Raw genomic sequence first — 15,980 nt, forward strand, 5'->3', positions numbered from 1 at the left:
TGGATCCGGTTGCCGGGCAGCTGGCCCGGTCCCCGTCATAGTTCAACGTTCAACTGCAGGCCCAGGATCGTGGCGCTGCTCACGTCGCGGCCGCCCGGGTGCCTCACGTGCTGGATGTTCGGCATGAGCTCGATACCGCGGGCCACGGCAATCCCGTAGTTCACTTCAATGGGAATCTCATGCCGCTGCACGCCAACGGCGCCCATTCGGTCCGGCAGATCAAGGGCGAGCCGCCGCTGGGCCGATGTCAGCTCGGAACTGATCGACGCGCGCCCGATCGCCACGCCGATACGATCGTTCGGCCTTGATGCGAACGGCGCTCGGTAGGTCGCACCGAGACTGATCACCTCACCGATCCGGGTTACCTGCTGATCGCCGCGGATCACGCTACCAAACAGGCGCAGTCCTCCTCCCGCATCATTGCGCGTGAGCTGCTGCTCGAAGCTGGCGTAGAGCGCGCGATCGGTATCGTGTGTTCCGACCGCATCTGCAGTGGTGCCGGCGGGATACCCCGCCCGGTTGACGAGCCGTGGCAGGTCGCTGCTGTTGCGGGCAACGCCAAGGCGGTACGAGCCTTCTTTTCCGCTTCCGGATGCGGGCCTGAACTCGACTTCGGCCACCAGCAGCGTCCCGTTGTCATCGCCGGAGGTGCCGAGCCTCAAGCCCTGCTCCTTCGACAGGTTCTGCGGATTGGCGTCGTACCCTCCAACCCTGAAGAACCATCGGGCGTAAGGACTGAATGTCACCTGCGCACCCAGCGCACTCAGCGGCGCGCCAAACCAACGGTCGCTGATGCGATTCGACACACCGGCATTGCAGAACGTCAGATTCTGGAAGGTGCAGCTGGCACCGAAGAAATCCGCTCCCGGGTGGATCCGGCCCACCTTCAGGCTCAACCGATCATCCAGCCAGCGCTGGGTGATCGAAAACTGGCGCAGGCGTGTCACGGTGCCGCGGCCGTAGATGAACTGCGGTCCCATCAACGCGCCAATGCCGGCCTCGCTGCTCACCGAAGCGCCGTTGCGGTTGGCCACTTCAATCTGGAACTCCGCCCCCTTCCAGCCCCACAAGGCTTCCAGGTCGAAGATGCCGGCAGCGAATATCTGATCGGCATAGGCCGTTGTGCGACGATCACCACCGCTCACGTTATGCGCGGTTTGATTGATGTACTGCAGCCGGAGCTGTACGCCAGTCTCCGCCAGCGATTTCCGGGCCCCGTTCCAGTCGCCGCTGAGGTATCTGCGTGCGTCGAACTCCGCGGCCATCGCAGGCGCTGCCAGCGAGCCGAGCGAGGCCATGACGATTGCAGACGCCCTGGATCTGATCTTCATCGGATGGTCCATCGTTTCTGGTGGATGAGTCGCGGTAGGGCCGCCGGTATCGGCAAGCCGCTGTCGTCCGTACCGAAGGCGTGGCTAGCGCTTCGTGCACTCCCCGGCATCACGCCAGTTGAAGGCGTTGACCGCGAGCGTGGAAGTCGATGGGTACTGGCAGACCGTCTTCCTCTCCTGCGCATGCACGTTCCATGGCAGGCGGATGCCATGGAAGAGCCCCTCCCAGAGCACCCCGGGAACCGTCGCAAGCGCGTACCGGTAGCCAAGCTGCTGCACCTCCGGCGCCTGTGCGTGGTCATCCACCCAGCGATCCAGCACACCAATCAGATCGAAATCAGGGACGTAGCCATAACCGTGATCGAAGCCCGGGATCTGGTAATAGCGAGCAAACTCATCCCATTCCGGCGTCAGCGCCGCGAAACGGTTCCAGTACAGATCCGTCTTGCTCGCAGGCACGACCTTGTCACTCGTACCCTGCACGATCAGCAGCTTGCCGCCGGCTGCGCCGAACGCCATCAGATCGTCCGCGGGCTGCCAGGCCAGATCCACCATTTGGCAGAAGTTGTCCAGCTTCTCATCCAACGTCGCGCCGGGTGCGGTTGGCTTGACCAGATCGCGGAAACCCTTTGACCGGACAGTCAGGCCATTGCAGCGCTCGCCCGTTGTGGTACCTGCGGTCACGTCCCAGGCTGGCGCCACGGAAATCGCACCGTTGTAGTCAGCGCCAAACCGGGAAACCGCTTTGAGCGCCTCCCTGCCGCCTGTCGAGATGCCCACAAAGTAGGTTCGTGCCGGCCGGGCAAGCGACAGCTGCTGGAGAATGGCCGTGGTGGTATCGCGGACGCGCTTGATGTGCTCACCGGCGTAGTTCTTCACTGCTACTTGCTGAGCCACTGTGTAGCCAGGTGCGGGGAGCTTCGCAAAGGCCAGGGAACTGCTCTTGCCTCGATGTCCCGAATCGCTGGTCACCAGCGCATAGCCTTTGCCGAGCGGCGCAACACCTCCAGACCAGAAATTGAAGTTCTGCAGAACCGATCCCGGATCTCCAACCTCACCATTGAACAGTCCGCCACCGAACTGGATGAGCTTTCCTTTCAACAGCCCATTCCAGTCGAGGGGCACAAGCAGCCTGAAGCTGATGCTGGGCACTTCGTGCCGGAGACTGGCAACCGCTGGATCCCGAACACTCTCCGGCAGAATGACGCCGACGATGTCACACGCTGCAATCGAGCCCACATCCGCCTTTCTGGCAGAGGTGACATAGGCACCACCGGTCCTGAGTTCCCGCGATGGAGAGGTATCCATCCGGGCAATCATCGCCTCGGTCAGAAATGCGGATTGACCACCTACCACCACCCCGGTCCCTCCCCGGATGTCCTTGGCATTGAACACCACCTTGTTGGGATCATCGTTGAGGTGACGATGAATCTGGATCGATCCCGCGCGTGCTGATGCGCCCAGATCGTCGCACGCCCTTGCCAGGTCCGACGCCGCCGATCGATCACTCCAGCAGGCAATTCCCACCAGAAGTGCAATCCCAAGCGACCGGGAGATCACGTGTGTTGGACGCGCGCCAACGTGCACTTCAAGGATCATCCTGCTGTCCTCCGCAACGAACCGCATGGCAACCCCGCGGTGGTGGAAGAACGCTAGCCGGGCCCCAGGCGCTGCGCAATTGTGCAGATGTTGCGATTCATTTCAGTGCGCTCCCGTACAGCCCAATGCCGCATCGCGCGCCGTCACTGCGAGCCGCCACCATCCTCGAACGCTTGGCACAGGCCAATGCGCTGCGTACCGGTGCAACGACACACTTTTTCACGATCTTTCGGTTGGCGGCAGATTCGAACTGACATACACAGGCACTTCCGCAGATATCGGATGCATGCACGTGAAGCAGTGGGCAAGCGCGTTGTTGCTGTCGGTTCAGCGCAGGGACGCCGTCACCGGCGCTCGGCGATTCCCGTCTGCTCCGAGGCAGTGCTGAATGAGCACGCACGATCGCAACGAAGCACGCATCCGGGAGGAGATCTGCCGGGTCGGCACTCAACTTTTTGATCGAGGCTATACCGTAGGCGTGGCCGGCAACATCAGCGCGCGGTTGGACGACGGTTGGTTGATCACCCCCACCGACGCCTGCCTTGGCCAACTTGATCCGGCGGCACTTTCCAAGGTTGACCGCTCAGGCAACTGGCTCTCCGGGGAAAGGCCTTCCAAGACCCTGGTCCTGCACCAGGGCATCTATCACGGCAATCCCAACGCCGGCGGCGTCGTGCATACCCACTCCACACATCTGGTCGCCCTCACCCTCGCTGGGGTATGGCGCGAGCACGAAGTGCTGCCGCCCGTCACGCCCTACCAGGTCATGAAGGTCGGCCGCATACCGCTGATCCGCTACCAACGCCCCGGACACACTGCCGTTGCCCAGGAGGTTGCTGCACTGGCCAGACTGGTTCGTGGCGTACTGCTCGAGCGCCTGGGACCCGTGCTGTGGGGCCCCAGCGTGAGTCATGCCGCGTATGCGCTGGAAGAGTTCGAGGAAACCGCGCGGCTGTGGCTGATGACTCGTCCAAGGCCAGAGCCACTGGATGCCATCGCGCTGGCCGATCTACACGCCACGTTCGGGGTGCGATGGTGATCTCCGCCTCGCTCGGCCCACGCCATCCAATACAGCCCAGAGCCATGCTGCCCTTCGGAGACACTCGATGAGCCATCCGGTCACCGCCACTCCATCCTCGGATGCGGACATCCACATCGCCACACGCGCCTACGCGAAGGTCTTCTGGCGGTTGGTTCCGTTCCTGATGCTCTGCTACGTGATCGCCTATCTGGACCGGGTCAACGTGGGCTTTGCCAAGCTGCAGATGTCGCAGGACCTGGGGTTCAGTGAGGCGGTGTTCGGCCTCGGCGCAGGCGTCTTCTTCCTCGGCTACTTCCTGTTCGAGGTACCCAGCAACCTGCTGCTGCAACGTGTCGGAGCACGCCTGTGGATCGCCCGCATCATGGTGACCTGGGGCATCCTGTCGGCGATGTTCATGTTCGTTGAAACGCCAACGGGCTTCTATATCCTGCGTTTCCTGCTGGGTGTCGCAGAAGCGGGCTTCTACCCCGGCGTGATCCTGTACCTGACGTACTGGTACCCGGCGCAGCGTCGAGCGCGCATCATCGCACTTTTCATGTCAGCCATTCCGGTGGCCGGCATCTTCGGCAATCCGCTGTCCGGTTGGATAATGGAAGCCTTCCAGGGCGTCCACGGCCTGCAGGGCTGGCAATGGATGTTCGTGATCGAAGCAATACCCGCCATTGCCATCGGCTTCGTGACCGTGGCCTATCTGGACAACGGCATTGGCAGTGCAAAGTGGCTGAAAGAAGACGAGAAGCGCGTACTGGCCCACGCAATCAAAGTCGATCAATCGCTTTCGGGTACCCAGCAGCATTCATTGCGCGGGATCTTCACCGACAAGCGTGTCTGGTGGATGTGCCTCATCTACTTCACCTTTGTTGCCGGGCAGTATGGCCTGACGTTCTGGATGCCCACCCTGATCAGGTCCACTGGTGTGAGCAGCGCGCTGCACATCGGCCTGCTCAGTGCCATTCCTTTCCTCTGCGCCATTGTGGTGATGAACTTGCTGGGCCACAGCGCCGACCGTCATCGTGAACGTCGCTGGCACCTTATCGTGCCTGCACTGGCCGGTGCGGTTGGATTCACCGCCGCCGCTTCCTTCGCCGACAACACGGCCCTGTCGCTGGTCTTCCTGTCGCTGGCAGCGGCCGGCGTGCTCAGCTGCGCCCCACTGTTCTGGTCGCTGCCCACGGCCTTCCTCTCTGGGACCGCAGCCGCCGCAGGCATTGCCCTGGTCAATTCGGTGGGCAATCTGGCGGGCTTCGTCAGCCCTTACATGATCGGCTACCTGAAGGACGTGACCCACTCCACGCAGACCGGCATGCACGTGCTGGCCGGGCTGCTGGTGCTCGGCGCGATCGCCGTCTGGCTGACACCGGCACGTCTGGTTAATCGTTGACCTCTCCCGCTGGACAAGGAACACGTATGCCACGCCTGGCCGCGAACCTCAGCACCCTGTTCACCGAGCACCCATTCCTGCAGCGCTTCTCCGCTGCGGCAAGCGAAGGGTTCCAGGGCGTGGAGTTCCTGTTTCCCTACGAGCACGCGGTGGCCGAGATCCAATCACGATTGCAGGAGCATGGACTGCACCTGGTGCTGTTCAACACACCTCCCGGCGACTGGCACGCCGGTGAGCGCGGACTGGCGTCCCTGCCAGGCCGCGGAGGCGATTTCCGCCGGGGCGTGCAGCAGGCGCTCGAGTATGCCGTCAGGCTCGGCAATCGCAATCTGCACGTCATGGCGGGCCTGCTGCGCAGCGACCAAGACCCGGGCGCGCACCGGGCCATCTATCTGGAGAATCTCGCACATGCCGCGTCGGAAGCTGCAAGCGCCGGCATCACCGTACTGATCGAGCCGATCAACCCGCGCGACATGCCCGGCTACTTCCTCTCCCGGCAGGCCGAGGCCCACGCCATCCGCCGCGAACTCAACGTCGACAACCTGAAGGTGCAATTCGACAACTACCACTGCCAGATCGTCGAAGGCGACCTGACCATGTCCCTGCGCCGGGATATTGCCGGCATCGGCCACATCCAGATCGCCGGCGTCCCGGATCGCCACGAACCCGACCTGGGTGAAGTGAACTACGCCTACCTGTTCGAGCAGCTGGACACGCTCGGTTACCCGGGCTGGGTCGGGTGCGAGTACCACCCCAGAGCCGGAACGCGCCAAGGCCTGGGGTGGGCGCGCCCGTATCTGCGGCCCACGGGTACAAGCCCGGCGGTGGATACCCCATTGCCATCCCATCGAGGTTCCATCACATGAAAGTACTCATCACCGGCGGGGCCGGCTTCCTCGGCCAGCGCCTGGCTCGCAGGTTGCTCGCGAAAGGGCACCTCCGGATCGACGGCACGCAAGTGCCCATTACCCGCATCGACCTGCTCGATGTCGTCCCGGCCGATACTCTCGGCGAGCTCCGCGTCCGGGCTCGCGTCGGCGACATCGCCGATCAATCAACACTGCGCGACGCCATCGATGGCAATACACGGATCATCTTCCACCTGGCCGCCGTGGTCAGCGGCCAGGCCGAAGCAGACTTCGATCTGGGCATGCGCATCAATCTGGATGCATCGCGCCACCTGTTGGACGCCTGCCGCGACGCGGGCCATCGACCCCGGGTGATCTTCACCAGCTCGGTGGCCGTCTATGGTGGCGCCTTGCCCGACACCGTGCGTGACGACACCGCACTGCGCCCACAGTCGTCCTACGGCACGCAGAAGGCCATCGCCGAACTGCTACTGGCCGACTACACCCGGCGCGGCTTCGTCGATGGCCGCGTACTGCGCCTACCCACCATCAGCGTCCGTCCCGGCAGGGCCAATGCAGCGGCGTCCTCGTTCGCCAGCGGCATGATCCGCGAACCGCTCAACGGAGAGCCCGCCGCCTGCCCGGTCCATCCCCAAACCCGCCTCTGGCTGCTGTCCCCCCGCAGTGCCATCGCCGCATTGATTGCAGGCAGCGAACTGGATGCGGCGCGGCTCGACAACGGATCGCCCATCAATCTTCCGGGCGTCAGTGTCACCGCGTGCGAAATGGCGCAGGCGCTCCGCATCGTAGCGGGCGACGCCACCGCCGACCGTATCCGTTGGCAACCGGACGAGCGCATCGAACGGATCGTCGGCAGCTGGCCCGGACGCTGGGACACCACGCGCGCCCAAGCACTGGGATTGCGCGCCGACCCAGACTTCGAGTCCATCATCCGCGCCTACATGGATGACGACTTCATGCGCTGACTGCCTGTCTGCTGCCCAGAAGGTCCCTCCTCTGCCGAGTCCCATTCAACATGCGCCACGCCCCTTCCCATCGCACCGACGGAATCTCCGGCGGTGCGGCCATGCCACGCATCAAACTCGGCGGAATCGCCGACGATTTCACCGGTGCCACCGACCTGGCCAACAACCTCGTACGTGCCGGCATGCGGGTGGTGCTTGCACTCGGCGTGCCCGACAGTCCCCTCCGGGAAGCTACCGACGCAGTCATCATCGCGCTCAAGACGCGCAGTGTACCCGCCAGCGACGCCGTCCAGCAGTCGCTTGACGCTGCACAGTGGCTGCGCACCCAGGGTGCAGATCAGCTCTACTTCAAGTACTGCTCCACGTTCGACAGTACACCGCAGGGCAACATCGGGCCCGTCATCGATGCATTAATGCAGTACCTGGGTGCGGAGTTCACCATCGCTGCACCCGCGTTTCCGGACAACCAGCGCACGGTGTTCAAAGGGCATCTATTCGTGGGTAACGCGCTGCTGAGCGAGTCCGGCATGCAGCATCACCCGCTTACGCCGATGACCGATGCCAATCTCGTGCGCGTGCTCGGTGCGCAGACCCGGCGGCGGGTTGGGCTGCTACCGCATTCGGTCGTCGCCGGTGGCGGCGCAGCCATACGCGAGGCGCTGTCCAGACTGCAGGCAGAGGGCGTGGAGATCGCCATCGTCGATACCCTGGACAACCAGGATATGGAACGGCTGGCACCGGCACTGAAGGATCTTCCACTCATCACCGCGGCGTCCGGGATTGCCCTTCACCTGCCCGCGAACTGGAACCTGCAGCCCGAAGGTACCGCACTGCCCGCGCGCGCAACGGGACCGTGCGCCCTGCTAGCCGGAAGCTGCTCCAAAGCCACACGTGGGCAGATCGCCACGTTCATCGCCGCCGGGCATCCTGCGCTCGCGCTGGATCCACTGCGCATTGCCGCAGGCGAAGACGTCGCGAGTGAAGCCCTGCGCTGGGCCATGCAGCATGCCGGCCACACGCCTGCTCTGATCTATTCAACCGCATCTCCCGAGGATGTACGCCGCGTACAGGCGCAGGACGGCACAGGACAGCTTGGCGCCCTGATCGAAGCCGAGATCGCCCGGATCGCCTGCGGCCTGGTCAAGCGCGGCGTGCGTCGGCTGGTGGTGGCTGGCGGCGAGACGTCCGGCGCCGTCGTACAGGCGCTTCGGCTTGAACAGCTCCAGGTCGGCGAGCAGATCGACCCCGGTGTTCCCTGGTGCACCGGCCATTCGGCAATCGCGGGAACGTCGATCAGCATCGCGCTCAAATCCGGCAATTTCGGCTCACCGGAGTTCTTCCTAAAAGCGTTGGGCTAGCGAGCCCATTCTTCCGGCTGCCAGATGAATACCCGCAGCGGGCCTCGGGCCAGGGCAATGTTCCGACAATGTTGAGTCACCAGCGTCATACCTGCAGGAACCGGGTGCCTGCGTACTCCCCATCCAACGTGGCACACACCTCCCAGGAGATCCGAACATGACCAGTACTTCCGCGCCCCGCTTCCGTGGTCTGGCGATAACGTTGGCACTGCTTGCTGGCATCGCGGCAGCCGGCAATGCCAGCGCACTGTCAAAGAAGGACAAGCACACCATCGCCGGTGCGGTGGTAGGCGGCATTGCGGGCCACATGCTCTCTAACGGCGACCCTGCAGCCACCGTCGGCGGCGCCGTAGCGGGCGGTGCCATCGGCAACCTGTCCACGTCGCATGGCAATGATCGTCGCCATGACCGCTACGATCGCCGCGACTACCGCAGTAGCCAGCATGACCGTGGCCATGATCGCCGTTGGCAGCGCGATCGCCACTACGGCAACCGCCACCATGGCCGGGGCCACAGCCAGCGGCAACGCAACCACGGGCGCTAGTGGTGTTCCTGGCCGACGTGAAGGTGTAACAGACGGCCGGGGAGATTCCTGGCCGTCTCTGCAAGCAACATCGTGCCAAAGATTACAAATGTGATTTTTTTGAATGCAGCGCACATTCACGCTAGCCTGCCTGCGCCGTCAGAACAATCAACACCGGCGGGAAATCAGGCAGACACGATGCTAGGCAGCTGTCCACGCCCGATCTCCTGCGAGCAGGACAACCACTCCGTCAGGCGTCTGTGCCGACGATGAAGCGCGCCACACCTCTGTCACCGGGCATCACGACCATCACATGACAAGAAAGAACAGTGCCAAGGCACATCCCCCCATATCTTCGCTTCTCCCACCACGCAGCATCGCCCTGCTGCTTGGCGCATGGAGTGTCGTGGTCGTGTTCACGCTCTGGGGGCCGGGCTGGATGGGAGCAGGACTCACACCGGCCATCGCGGGCGGAATCTTCCTCGCACTGTTCGCCACGATCCTGGCCGCATCGTTCGGCGTGGTCGGCGAGGCCGATCATCTTGCCGAGGCACTTGGTGAGCCCTACGGAACGTTGATCCTCACACTTGCCATCGTGCTCATTGAAGTTGTACTCATCGTCTCGGTGCTGCTGGGTCCCGGCGACAACCCGACTATTGGCCGCGACTCCATCTTCGCGGTCATGATGATCATCATGAACCTGGTACTGGGCGCCTGCCTCATCGGTGGCGCCCGCAATGGTGATCAGGAGTACAACGCACAGGGTGCCATTACCTACCTGTCGATGATCATGGTACTGACCGGCATGACGCTGATTCTGCCGAAGTACACCGGCACCGGGAACACCTTCACCAATGCTCAGGCGATAGGCATCACGGCCATTACCGTATTTGTCTACGTCGTCTTCCTCTGGATGCAGATGAGGAGCCGAAGGCACTACTTCATCCAACCGCCCATTGGGCAGATGATGGTCATGCCGGCAATGCGTGGAGAGCTCCGCGGACCGGCCACGCCGAAGGCTCCGGTGAGCGCGGCTACCCGGCGTACCCTGCTGGCGCGTTCCATCCTTCTGGTCAGCCTGATCCTGCCCATCGTGTTGCTGGCGCACCACCTGGCAGTGGTCACCGACTACGGCATCGCCGCGCTCGACGCACCGGCCGCAGCGGGTGGCGTGCTGATCGCCATCATTGTCTTCACCCCGGAGTCGATCACCGCCATCAAGGCAGCGATGAACAATGAAATGCAAAGGGCCATCAATCTCTGCCTGGGCGCCTTCGTATCGACCGTGGGGCTTACCGTGCCCGCCATCCTGGTCATTGGGCTGCTCACCGGAAAGCGGGTCATCATGGGCATATCGGACATGGAAGTTGCGCTGCTGGCGATCACCTTGTTCCTGACTGCACAGACACTCAACGGCCAGCGCACGTCTCCCATCCAAGGCTTCCTGCACATCTCCGTATTCTGCCTGTTCGGCCTACTGCTGTTCCATTCGTAACCGCATCGCACGTGTTCCATAGGGAGCACATGCCGTTCGAGCCCCCTGCCCCAGGCCACGGCATTCCGCCAGAGCCACATGTCCGGGTGGCTAGCCGGCATTCGGGCGGGTTTGCGTTGGCGCTATAGTCAACGCACTCCACCACGGATGGCCCGATGAACCCCTGCAAAGCCCTGCTGCCCGCCGTTGTTGCCGCACTGCTCGCCCCTGCCACCAGCCTGGCTGCGCCGCCTGCTCAGGACGCGACGCCACTCACCACCGGCAGCGTGCGAGTGGATATAGCGACCGGCCGCGTGGAAGGCGATGTCTGCGTGTCCAATCGACCTGCCGATTCCCTCGGCACCTTCGTGCTCAACGCCGGCCTGAACGTCGCGCGGGTGACCGATGCCGATGGCGCGCCGCTGGACTTCGAAGGCTGGTACGAGCCCGGTGTGGATGGCGAGGCACGGGTATACGCCGTGGGCAAGCCACCCGCCACGCTCTGCGTGCAGTATGTGGGGGCCCTCCCGGTCTACGCCCGGCACGATGCCCCGACCGACTTCAAGGGCCTGATGGCCTTCAACGGCGACAGCGCCCGCTTCACCGAACAGTCCGCATGGCTGCCGCAGGCGTTCGACCCCAAGGCACGCCTGCGCAGCAGCGAAAGCCGCTACGACCTGCAGGTGGACTGCAGCGGTTGCCGCTTCCTGTATATCAACGGCAGCCCGGCCATCGAAGGCGCGCAGGGGCGATTCCGCAGCGACAACGCGCGGCCCATCCTCCTCTTCGGCGGTAGCGGCCCCATCACCCGCACCGCGCAGGTCACGATCCTCAACGAGACCCTGCCCCCGGCGAAGGTCGATGCACTGTCCAGCACGGTGCAGAAGATAGCCGGCGTGCACAGCCGCTACATGGGCGTGCCGCTGGCCGACCGCCCCACCTTCCTGCGCATGGTCACGCTCAACCAGATCGAGCGCGACCGCGAGGGCAGCGAATGGGGCTTTGCCACCTGGCCGACCATCGCCATGAGCGGCAGCATCGGCAACGTGGCCGATTCACTGCTGGCCGGTGGCGAGAAGGCCGAGCGACGCGTGCAGTACATCGCACACGAAATGGGCCATTACTACTTCGGCACGCTCAATCGTCCGCAGGGACCGTACTTCTGGGTGCTGCTGGAGTCTAGCGCCGAGTTCCTCTCGATCAAGGCGCTGCGCGAGATCAGTGGCGATACCGCGGCGGATCGCTACATCGCGCGACTGCAATCGGCCATCGAAATGCAGGAGAAGCCGCTGCGGGCGTTCGATGCCATCGACGGCAACTCGGATCTGGGCGAGATGTATCGCTACGTCTATGCGCCCTTGCTGCTGCTCTCGTTGGAGAAGCAGGTGGGCGAAGTGAAAATGCAGGCCTTCATGCGCGGGCTGCTGGCCTCGCCTTCGCCGAAGAGCTGGGCGGAGCTGCAGGGCATCGCGATGAAGGCCAGCATCGACGCCAAGGCCTGGGAGCATTGGCGGGCAAGCTGTGTGGCTGGTGGCAAACCGAGGTGCCGGTAAATCCACGCCACGCGTGGATTCACTCCCTCAACGTCCCCACATCTGAATCATTCAGCACCGTATCCAAGGCCACGGTGCCAATGCACCCTACCGATGTCGCAAACGACATTGGACCCACCCGAGAATGTGCGGATACTCTTCCGCATGGATATTCCGAAGAGGTAGAGGTGGCAGCCATGGATTCACCTCCCCGCCTGTTCCGGCGAAGCTCCGGGAAATGCTTAAGGACTATCCGGAACACATCGAACAGCTACAGAAGGCTCTCATTTCAGTAAGCCATGGGTCAGTAAGCCATGGGCGACAGAGTTACGCCCCGCCCTTTGAGGCCGCAGTATGGTTATTGGAGGACTGCCTCACTAGCTTTGTCGCCGAAGCGCGAGCTGAACTAGCAACTGCCGAAGCTTCAGGTGACCCGAAGGCAACTGCACAGTCTCAAAGAAAGAAAATACTCATGTCCTTTGCGAGATCCAGCAACATTGGCATGGCCACACTCAGTGATCTCAGGAAGTACTTCGAGCTTCACTCAAGGCCCGACTAGCAACGGCTTCTGATAGTCGGCTGGCTGTTGGGGGGGGGGCATTGAACTCGCCATTACAAGTGCAGATACTCATGAAAACGCATCAGGCCGCTGAATAGGTACCCACCATGCCTCAATCCCATCCTCCCGTTCCGGCGAAGCTCCGAGAAATTCTCAGAGACTACCCAGAGCACATCAAGAGCCTGCAGGAAGCTCTCAACTCAGTGAGCAACAGGCGCATGAAGTCTCTACCGCCATTTGAGGATGCAGTGTGGAAGCTGGAGGATTGTCTAGATGGATTCATCAATGATGCTCAAGGTGAGCTGACTGCAGCTCAGGCATCGGGCAATGCGCAATCCATTGCAATGGCTGACGAGAAATTCAAACTCATGTTCCGAGCACGCTCCGGTAATGGCGGAATGAAAGGTCTCCATGAACTGTACGAGTATTTCAAGGCATCGGGAGAGCAGCACTAAGTGGATACCCCGCATCCGCGATTGAGTCCGGAGGAACATTCCGCCCGCCTCAGGGATGTCATCCTTCCGGAATCTCGTTTGGACCAAGTCACAAGCCAGCCGATGCCTCGAGCCATCGTTCTGGCGGGACAACCCGGCGCTGGTAAAGGTGGACTGGTCGCCGCTGTTGAGTTTGAGCTTTCCGATGATGCTGTGAAGGTCGATCCTGACGAGCTTCGCGGCGCTCATCCTGATGCTCGACTCCTGCGCCAGCAGCACCCATACACGTGGGCCGGCCACACACATGAAGACGCCAGCCAATGGGCTAAAGAGCTGCGTTCGGCAGCAGTAGAGGGGCGTGGGAATCTCATCCTCGACACCACGCTCGGCAATGGTGATAGCGCGGTCACGCTGATCAAGGACCTCCAGACCAAGGGCTACGATGTAGAGATTCGAGGCGTCGTCGCACATCGGCTGGAAAGTGAACTTGGCGTGGACGCCCGCTTTTCCAACTCTCTGGATAACAGAGGCTTCGGCCGCTACGTCCCCGAAGACGTGCGCAAACACGTTTACGATGCCCTGCCCGGAAATCTGGACAAGGTCCAGGCCGAGACCGGCATCCAGATTCGGCTCTACGGACGCGAAGGCGCTCAGGTCTACGACAGCCATAGCGATACCCGCCCACCGGGCGCAGCGCTGGAAGCCGAACGCGAAGCTCGGCTGAAAGACCCTCGAATCACCCAAGCACTGCGCGATGGCTGGCGCGCGCAGGGCCGCTAGCACGCCGAACTTACGGACACCCTGCCACTCAACGACAAGGTCAGTCCGCCAACAGCGGCAGCCGTTTTCGATGAGCGCGCAACGCTCAAGGTTGTTGAAGGCATAACGCCCAACATCCAGGAAGCACGCGGCATCGACCACACCATCCGCGTGCGTCCAAACATGGTGCGGGGTGCCGTCATCGGTGGTGCCGCAGCGACGGTCGTTGAAGCCGCCACGGAAGGAACAAAGATTGCCGACCTGTACGCGCGCGACAACCGGACGGGCGCGGAAGCCGCGCTGCTGGCTACATGTTGACCACAACTCCATCCGAGCAGCAGGAACATGGGAGTCGGCTGCTGGCTTACTACCAGGGGCATCGACTGAACTACAGCATGCGGCCACGCTTATGCTGAGCACGGACGAAAGAGAGACCCCGACAAGAACGGTGTGGCCGCGAATGGTTTAGCCCGGAGCTCCGGACCGAATGGGCACCGTCGCTTCACCATGCAACGAACGTGATCATATTGATGACCCATTGAGTCCCTGAGGCAACATCAACCAGCTGAATAGGCGGGCCAGTACCAATAGGCTATTGGCGTGTACGAACCTGACGTGCAGCCGCGCACATTGGTCGCCTGCTGGCCACATCGTGACAGGTGACGACACCCCGGCACGGAGATCACCGCCAGCCTCTCACACCCAAAGGCCGTACTCGGCACATAGAAGGAATCGGTGTGACTGAGTGACGGCATGATCGCTTGTCGCCGTGACCCGTGTTGCGTTCTTGACGGGCCCACCTTGCACATGTTGCATCACCAACATCAGTCAAGAGCGCACCAGATTTCTCCAGCAGGTTTGTGAATTGTATTCACCACACGCGCATCCGAAGGTAGTCGGGCTTCAAGCAGATTTGACACTGAGCCCTTACCCACAAGGAAAAGCCTGTATGCGCAGATCTTCATCTCTCGCAACCTTGATCGTTGCATTGTTCAATGCACCTCAGGCGATGGCCGCTCCTTCGGAGCGCGATCTGAAGACCGTCAATTTCACAGGACCGTTGATCACTCCGAATCCTGCCGGAGTACGGAAAGGCAATTGGTATATCCAACCCTATCTAGTTCGCACCGACAGCAAGAGGATCTTTGATGATGCTGGCAAGAGGCAGCGTCTCGAAGTGGACAGCGGCGATTGGTCGCTGTTGCTGCCGATGTCCTATGGAGTGAGCGAACGGCTTACCGGCCAGATCAGTCTCGCGGCGGTTCGCGCGGAGTCAGGTAGCGATCGCAGTGATGGATTCCGAATGACCGGCAGCAGCGCCGGCCTGCTTTACTTGTTGCAACAACCCAGTACCGATGGCACGCGGCCAGCGATATCCGTGTCACTAACGCAACGCTTCGCCACAGGCAACCATGATCGCATCACCGATAACGCACTGAATGCACAAGGCGATGGCGTTCAACGCACAACACTAGGCCTGGGTATTCAACAGATCATCTGGATGAAGAATGAAAGACCACTGCGCTGGCGAGCTCACTTCAGCGTAAGCCCCACACCCGAACGCATCGCCATCTCTGGTGCCAGCATCTACGGCACCCCACCCGGCTTCCAGGGCAGCATGGCCCGCGGCTCCGTACTGAGGGCATCGATTGGCGCCGAGTACAGCTTCAATCCGCGCTGGGTAGCGGTGATGGAAATCGCAGGGACTCGTGAGGGCCGTCAGAACCTGCGCGGTTATGTTCCTGCAACTGGAAATGGCATTCAACCCATCTACGAACAGCGACCTGCCAGCAGAAGCCTGAGCATGGCTCCGGCCCTGCAGTACCACTTCAATGCGTCAGTGGGGCTGATCGCCGGCGTCGAATTTACGCTGGATGGCCGCAACTCCGCTGACTTCATTCGCCCGCAGATCGCTTTAGGCATGTCCTTCTGACAGCTCCTTCCTAGCCTTCCAGGCCGTCGGCAACGATCGACAAACCGCCTGATTCGATCTCCAGGAGATACACATGTTGAAAGCCCTATTGAGAATCAAGCCACTCGAGCCGGTGGGGCACGTCGATGCTGGCGAACCCATCGGAGGCAGCCTGGACGGCGAAGCCACGTTGAAACGGACCCTCACGGCTAAACACCTCATCCTGCTTGGCGTGGGTGCGG

General features: G+C 62.2%; 13 protein-coding genes and 1 pseudogene. 12 read left to right on the forward strand and 2 right to left on the reverse strand.

Annotated elements, in window-relative coordinates:
• Positions 1-35: 35 nt before the first annotated feature.
• Both V9K93_RS19130 and V9K93_RS19135 read right to left on the reverse strand, forming a co-directional pair.
• Positions 36-1,331, reverse strand: coding sequence for a carbohydrate porin (locus tag V9K93_RS19130; RefSeq protein ID WP_337303039.1), 1,296 nt, complete (start codon positions 1,329-1,331; stop codon positions 36-38).
• Between the two features lie 84 nt (positions 1,332-1,415).
• A complete protein-coding gene (locus V9K93_RS19135; protein WP_337303040.1) occupies positions 1,416-2,930 on the reverse strand; it encodes a tannase/feruloyl esterase family alpha/beta hydrolase in 1,515 nt (504 codons plus the stop codon).
• A gap of 388 nt (positions 2,931-3,318) precedes the next feature.
• Between V9K93_RS19135 and otnC the strand changes: the two genes are divergently transcribed.
• From otnC to V9K93_RS19195, 12 genes and pseudogenes are all read left to right on the forward strand, one after another.
• On the forward strand, positions 3,319-3,969 hold the full coding sequence (gene otnC / locus V9K93_RS19140; RefSeq protein ID WP_136638687.1) for a 3-oxo-tetronate 4-phosphate decarboxylase: 651 nt from the start codon (positions 3,319-3,321) through the stop codon (positions 3,967-3,969).
• A 166-nt stretch (positions 3,970-4,135) separates the two neighbouring features.
• Positions 4,136-5,353, forward strand: coding sequence for an MFS transporter (locus V9K93_RS19145; RefSeq protein WP_248298457.1), 1,218 nt, complete (start codon positions 4,136-4,138; stop codon positions 5,351-5,353).
• A 26-nt stretch (positions 5,354-5,379) separates the two neighbouring features.
• Entirely contained in the window at positions 5,380-6,219 is an 840-nt protein-coding gene (gene otnI / locus V9K93_RS19150) for a 2-oxo-tetronate isomerase (protein WP_337303041.1), read from the forward strand.
• Positions 6,216-7,187, forward strand: coding sequence for a D-erythronate dehydrogenase (gene denD / locus V9K93_RS19155; protein ID WP_136638684.1), 972 nt, complete (start codon positions 6,216-6,218; stop codon positions 7,185-7,187). The genes otnI and denD overlap by 4 nt, the downstream gene beginning before the upstream one ends.
• A 101-nt stretch (positions 7,188-7,288) precedes the next feature.
• A complete protein-coding gene (gene otnK / locus V9K93_RS19160) occupies positions 7,289-8,545 on the forward strand; it encodes a 3-oxo-tetronate kinase (RefSeq protein ID WP_136638683.1) in 1,257 nt (418 codons plus the stop codon).
• A 157-nt stretch (positions 8,546-8,702) separates the two neighbouring features.
• Positions 8,703-9,089 (forward strand): glycine zipper 2TM domain-containing protein, encoded by a 387-nt coding sequence (locus V9K93_RS19165; RefSeq protein WP_136638682.1) that lies wholly within the window; start codon positions 8,703-8,705, stop codon positions 9,087-9,089.
• Between the two features lie 391 nt (positions 9,090-9,480).
• Positions 9,481-10,563: a calcium:cation antiporter gene (locus V9K93_RS19170; RefSeq protein ID WP_295376245.1), complete on the forward strand. Its 1,083-nt coding sequence runs from the start codon at positions 9,481-9,483 to the stop codon at positions 10,561-10,563.
• A gap of 155 nt (positions 10,564-10,718) precedes the next feature.
• Positions 10,719-12,095 (forward strand): hypothetical protein, encoded by a 1,377-nt coding sequence (locus tag V9K93_RS19175; protein ID WP_337303042.1) that lies wholly within the window; start codon positions 10,719-10,721, stop codon positions 12,093-12,095.
• Between the two features lie 645 nt (positions 12,096-12,740).
• Entirely contained in the window at positions 12,741-13,088 is a 348-nt protein-coding gene (locus V9K93_RS19180; protein ID WP_295376236.1) for a hypothetical protein, read from the forward strand.
• Complete coding sequence (locus tag V9K93_RS19185) at positions 13,089-13,847, forward strand: zeta toxin family protein (RefSeq protein WP_337303043.1); 759 nt, start codon at positions 13,089-13,091, stop codon at positions 13,845-13,847.
• Between the two features lie 928 nt (positions 13,848-14,775).
• Complete coding sequence (locus V9K93_RS19190; RefSeq protein WP_136638678.1) at positions 14,776-15,759, forward strand: hypothetical protein; 984 nt, start codon at positions 14,776-14,778, stop codon at positions 15,757-15,759.
• A 73-nt stretch (positions 15,760-15,832) separates the two neighbouring features.
• Positions 15,833-15,980 (forward strand): annotated as a pseudogene (locus V9K93_RS19195) (amino acid permease); the annotation flags it as partial.

This window comes from Stenotrophomonas sp. CCNWLW162 (genome assembly GCF_037203745.1).
GTDB classification, from domain to species: Bacteria; Pseudomonadota; Gammaproteobacteria; order Xanthomonadales; family Xanthomonadaceae; genus Stenotrophomonas; species Stenotrophomonas maltophilia_AQ.

Excerpts from the sequence above, each read along its gene's own strand:
- V9K93_RS19130 (WP_337303039.1), bottom strand. The coding sequence starts at position 1,331 with ATGAAGATCAGATCCAGGGCGTCTGCAATCGTCATGGCCTCGCTCGGC.
- V9K93_RS19135 (WP_337303040.1), bottom strand. The coding sequence starts at position 2,930 with ATGATCCTTGAAGTGCACGTTGGCGCGCGTCCAACACACGTGATCTCC.
- otnC (WP_136638687.1), top strand. The coding sequence starts at position 3,319 with ATGAGCACGCACGATCGCAACGAAGCACGCATCCGGGAGGAGATCTGC.
- V9K93_RS19145 (WP_248298457.1), top strand. The coding sequence starts at position 4,136 with ATGCTCTGCTACGTGATCGCCTATCTGGACCGGGTCAACGTGGGCTTT.
- otnI (WP_337303041.1), top strand. The coding sequence starts at position 5,380 with ATGCCACGCCTGGCCGCGAACCTCAGCACCCTGTTCACCGAGCACCCA.
- denD (WP_136638684.1), top strand. The coding sequence starts at position 6,216 with ATGAAAGTACTCATCACCGGCGGGGCCGGCTTCCTCGGCCAGCGCCTG.
- otnK (WP_136638683.1), top strand. The coding sequence starts at position 7,289 with ATGCCACGCATCAAACTCGGCGGAATCGCCGACGATTTCACCGGTGCC.
- V9K93_RS19165 (WP_136638682.1), top strand. The coding sequence starts at position 8,703 with ATGACCAGTACTTCCGCGCCCCGCTTCCGTGGTCTGGCGATAACGTTG.
- V9K93_RS19175 (WP_337303042.1), top strand. The coding sequence starts at position 10,719 with ATGAACCCCTGCAAAGCCCTGCTGCCCGCCGTTGTTGCCGCACTGCTC.
- V9K93_RS19180 (WP_295376236.1), top strand. The coding sequence starts at position 12,741 with ATGCCTCAATCCCATCCTCCCGTTCCGGCGAAGCTCCGAGAAATTCTC.
- V9K93_RS19190 (WP_136638678.1), top strand. The coding sequence starts at position 14,776 with ATGCGCAGATCTTCATCTCTCGCAACCTTGATCGTTGCATTGTTCAAT.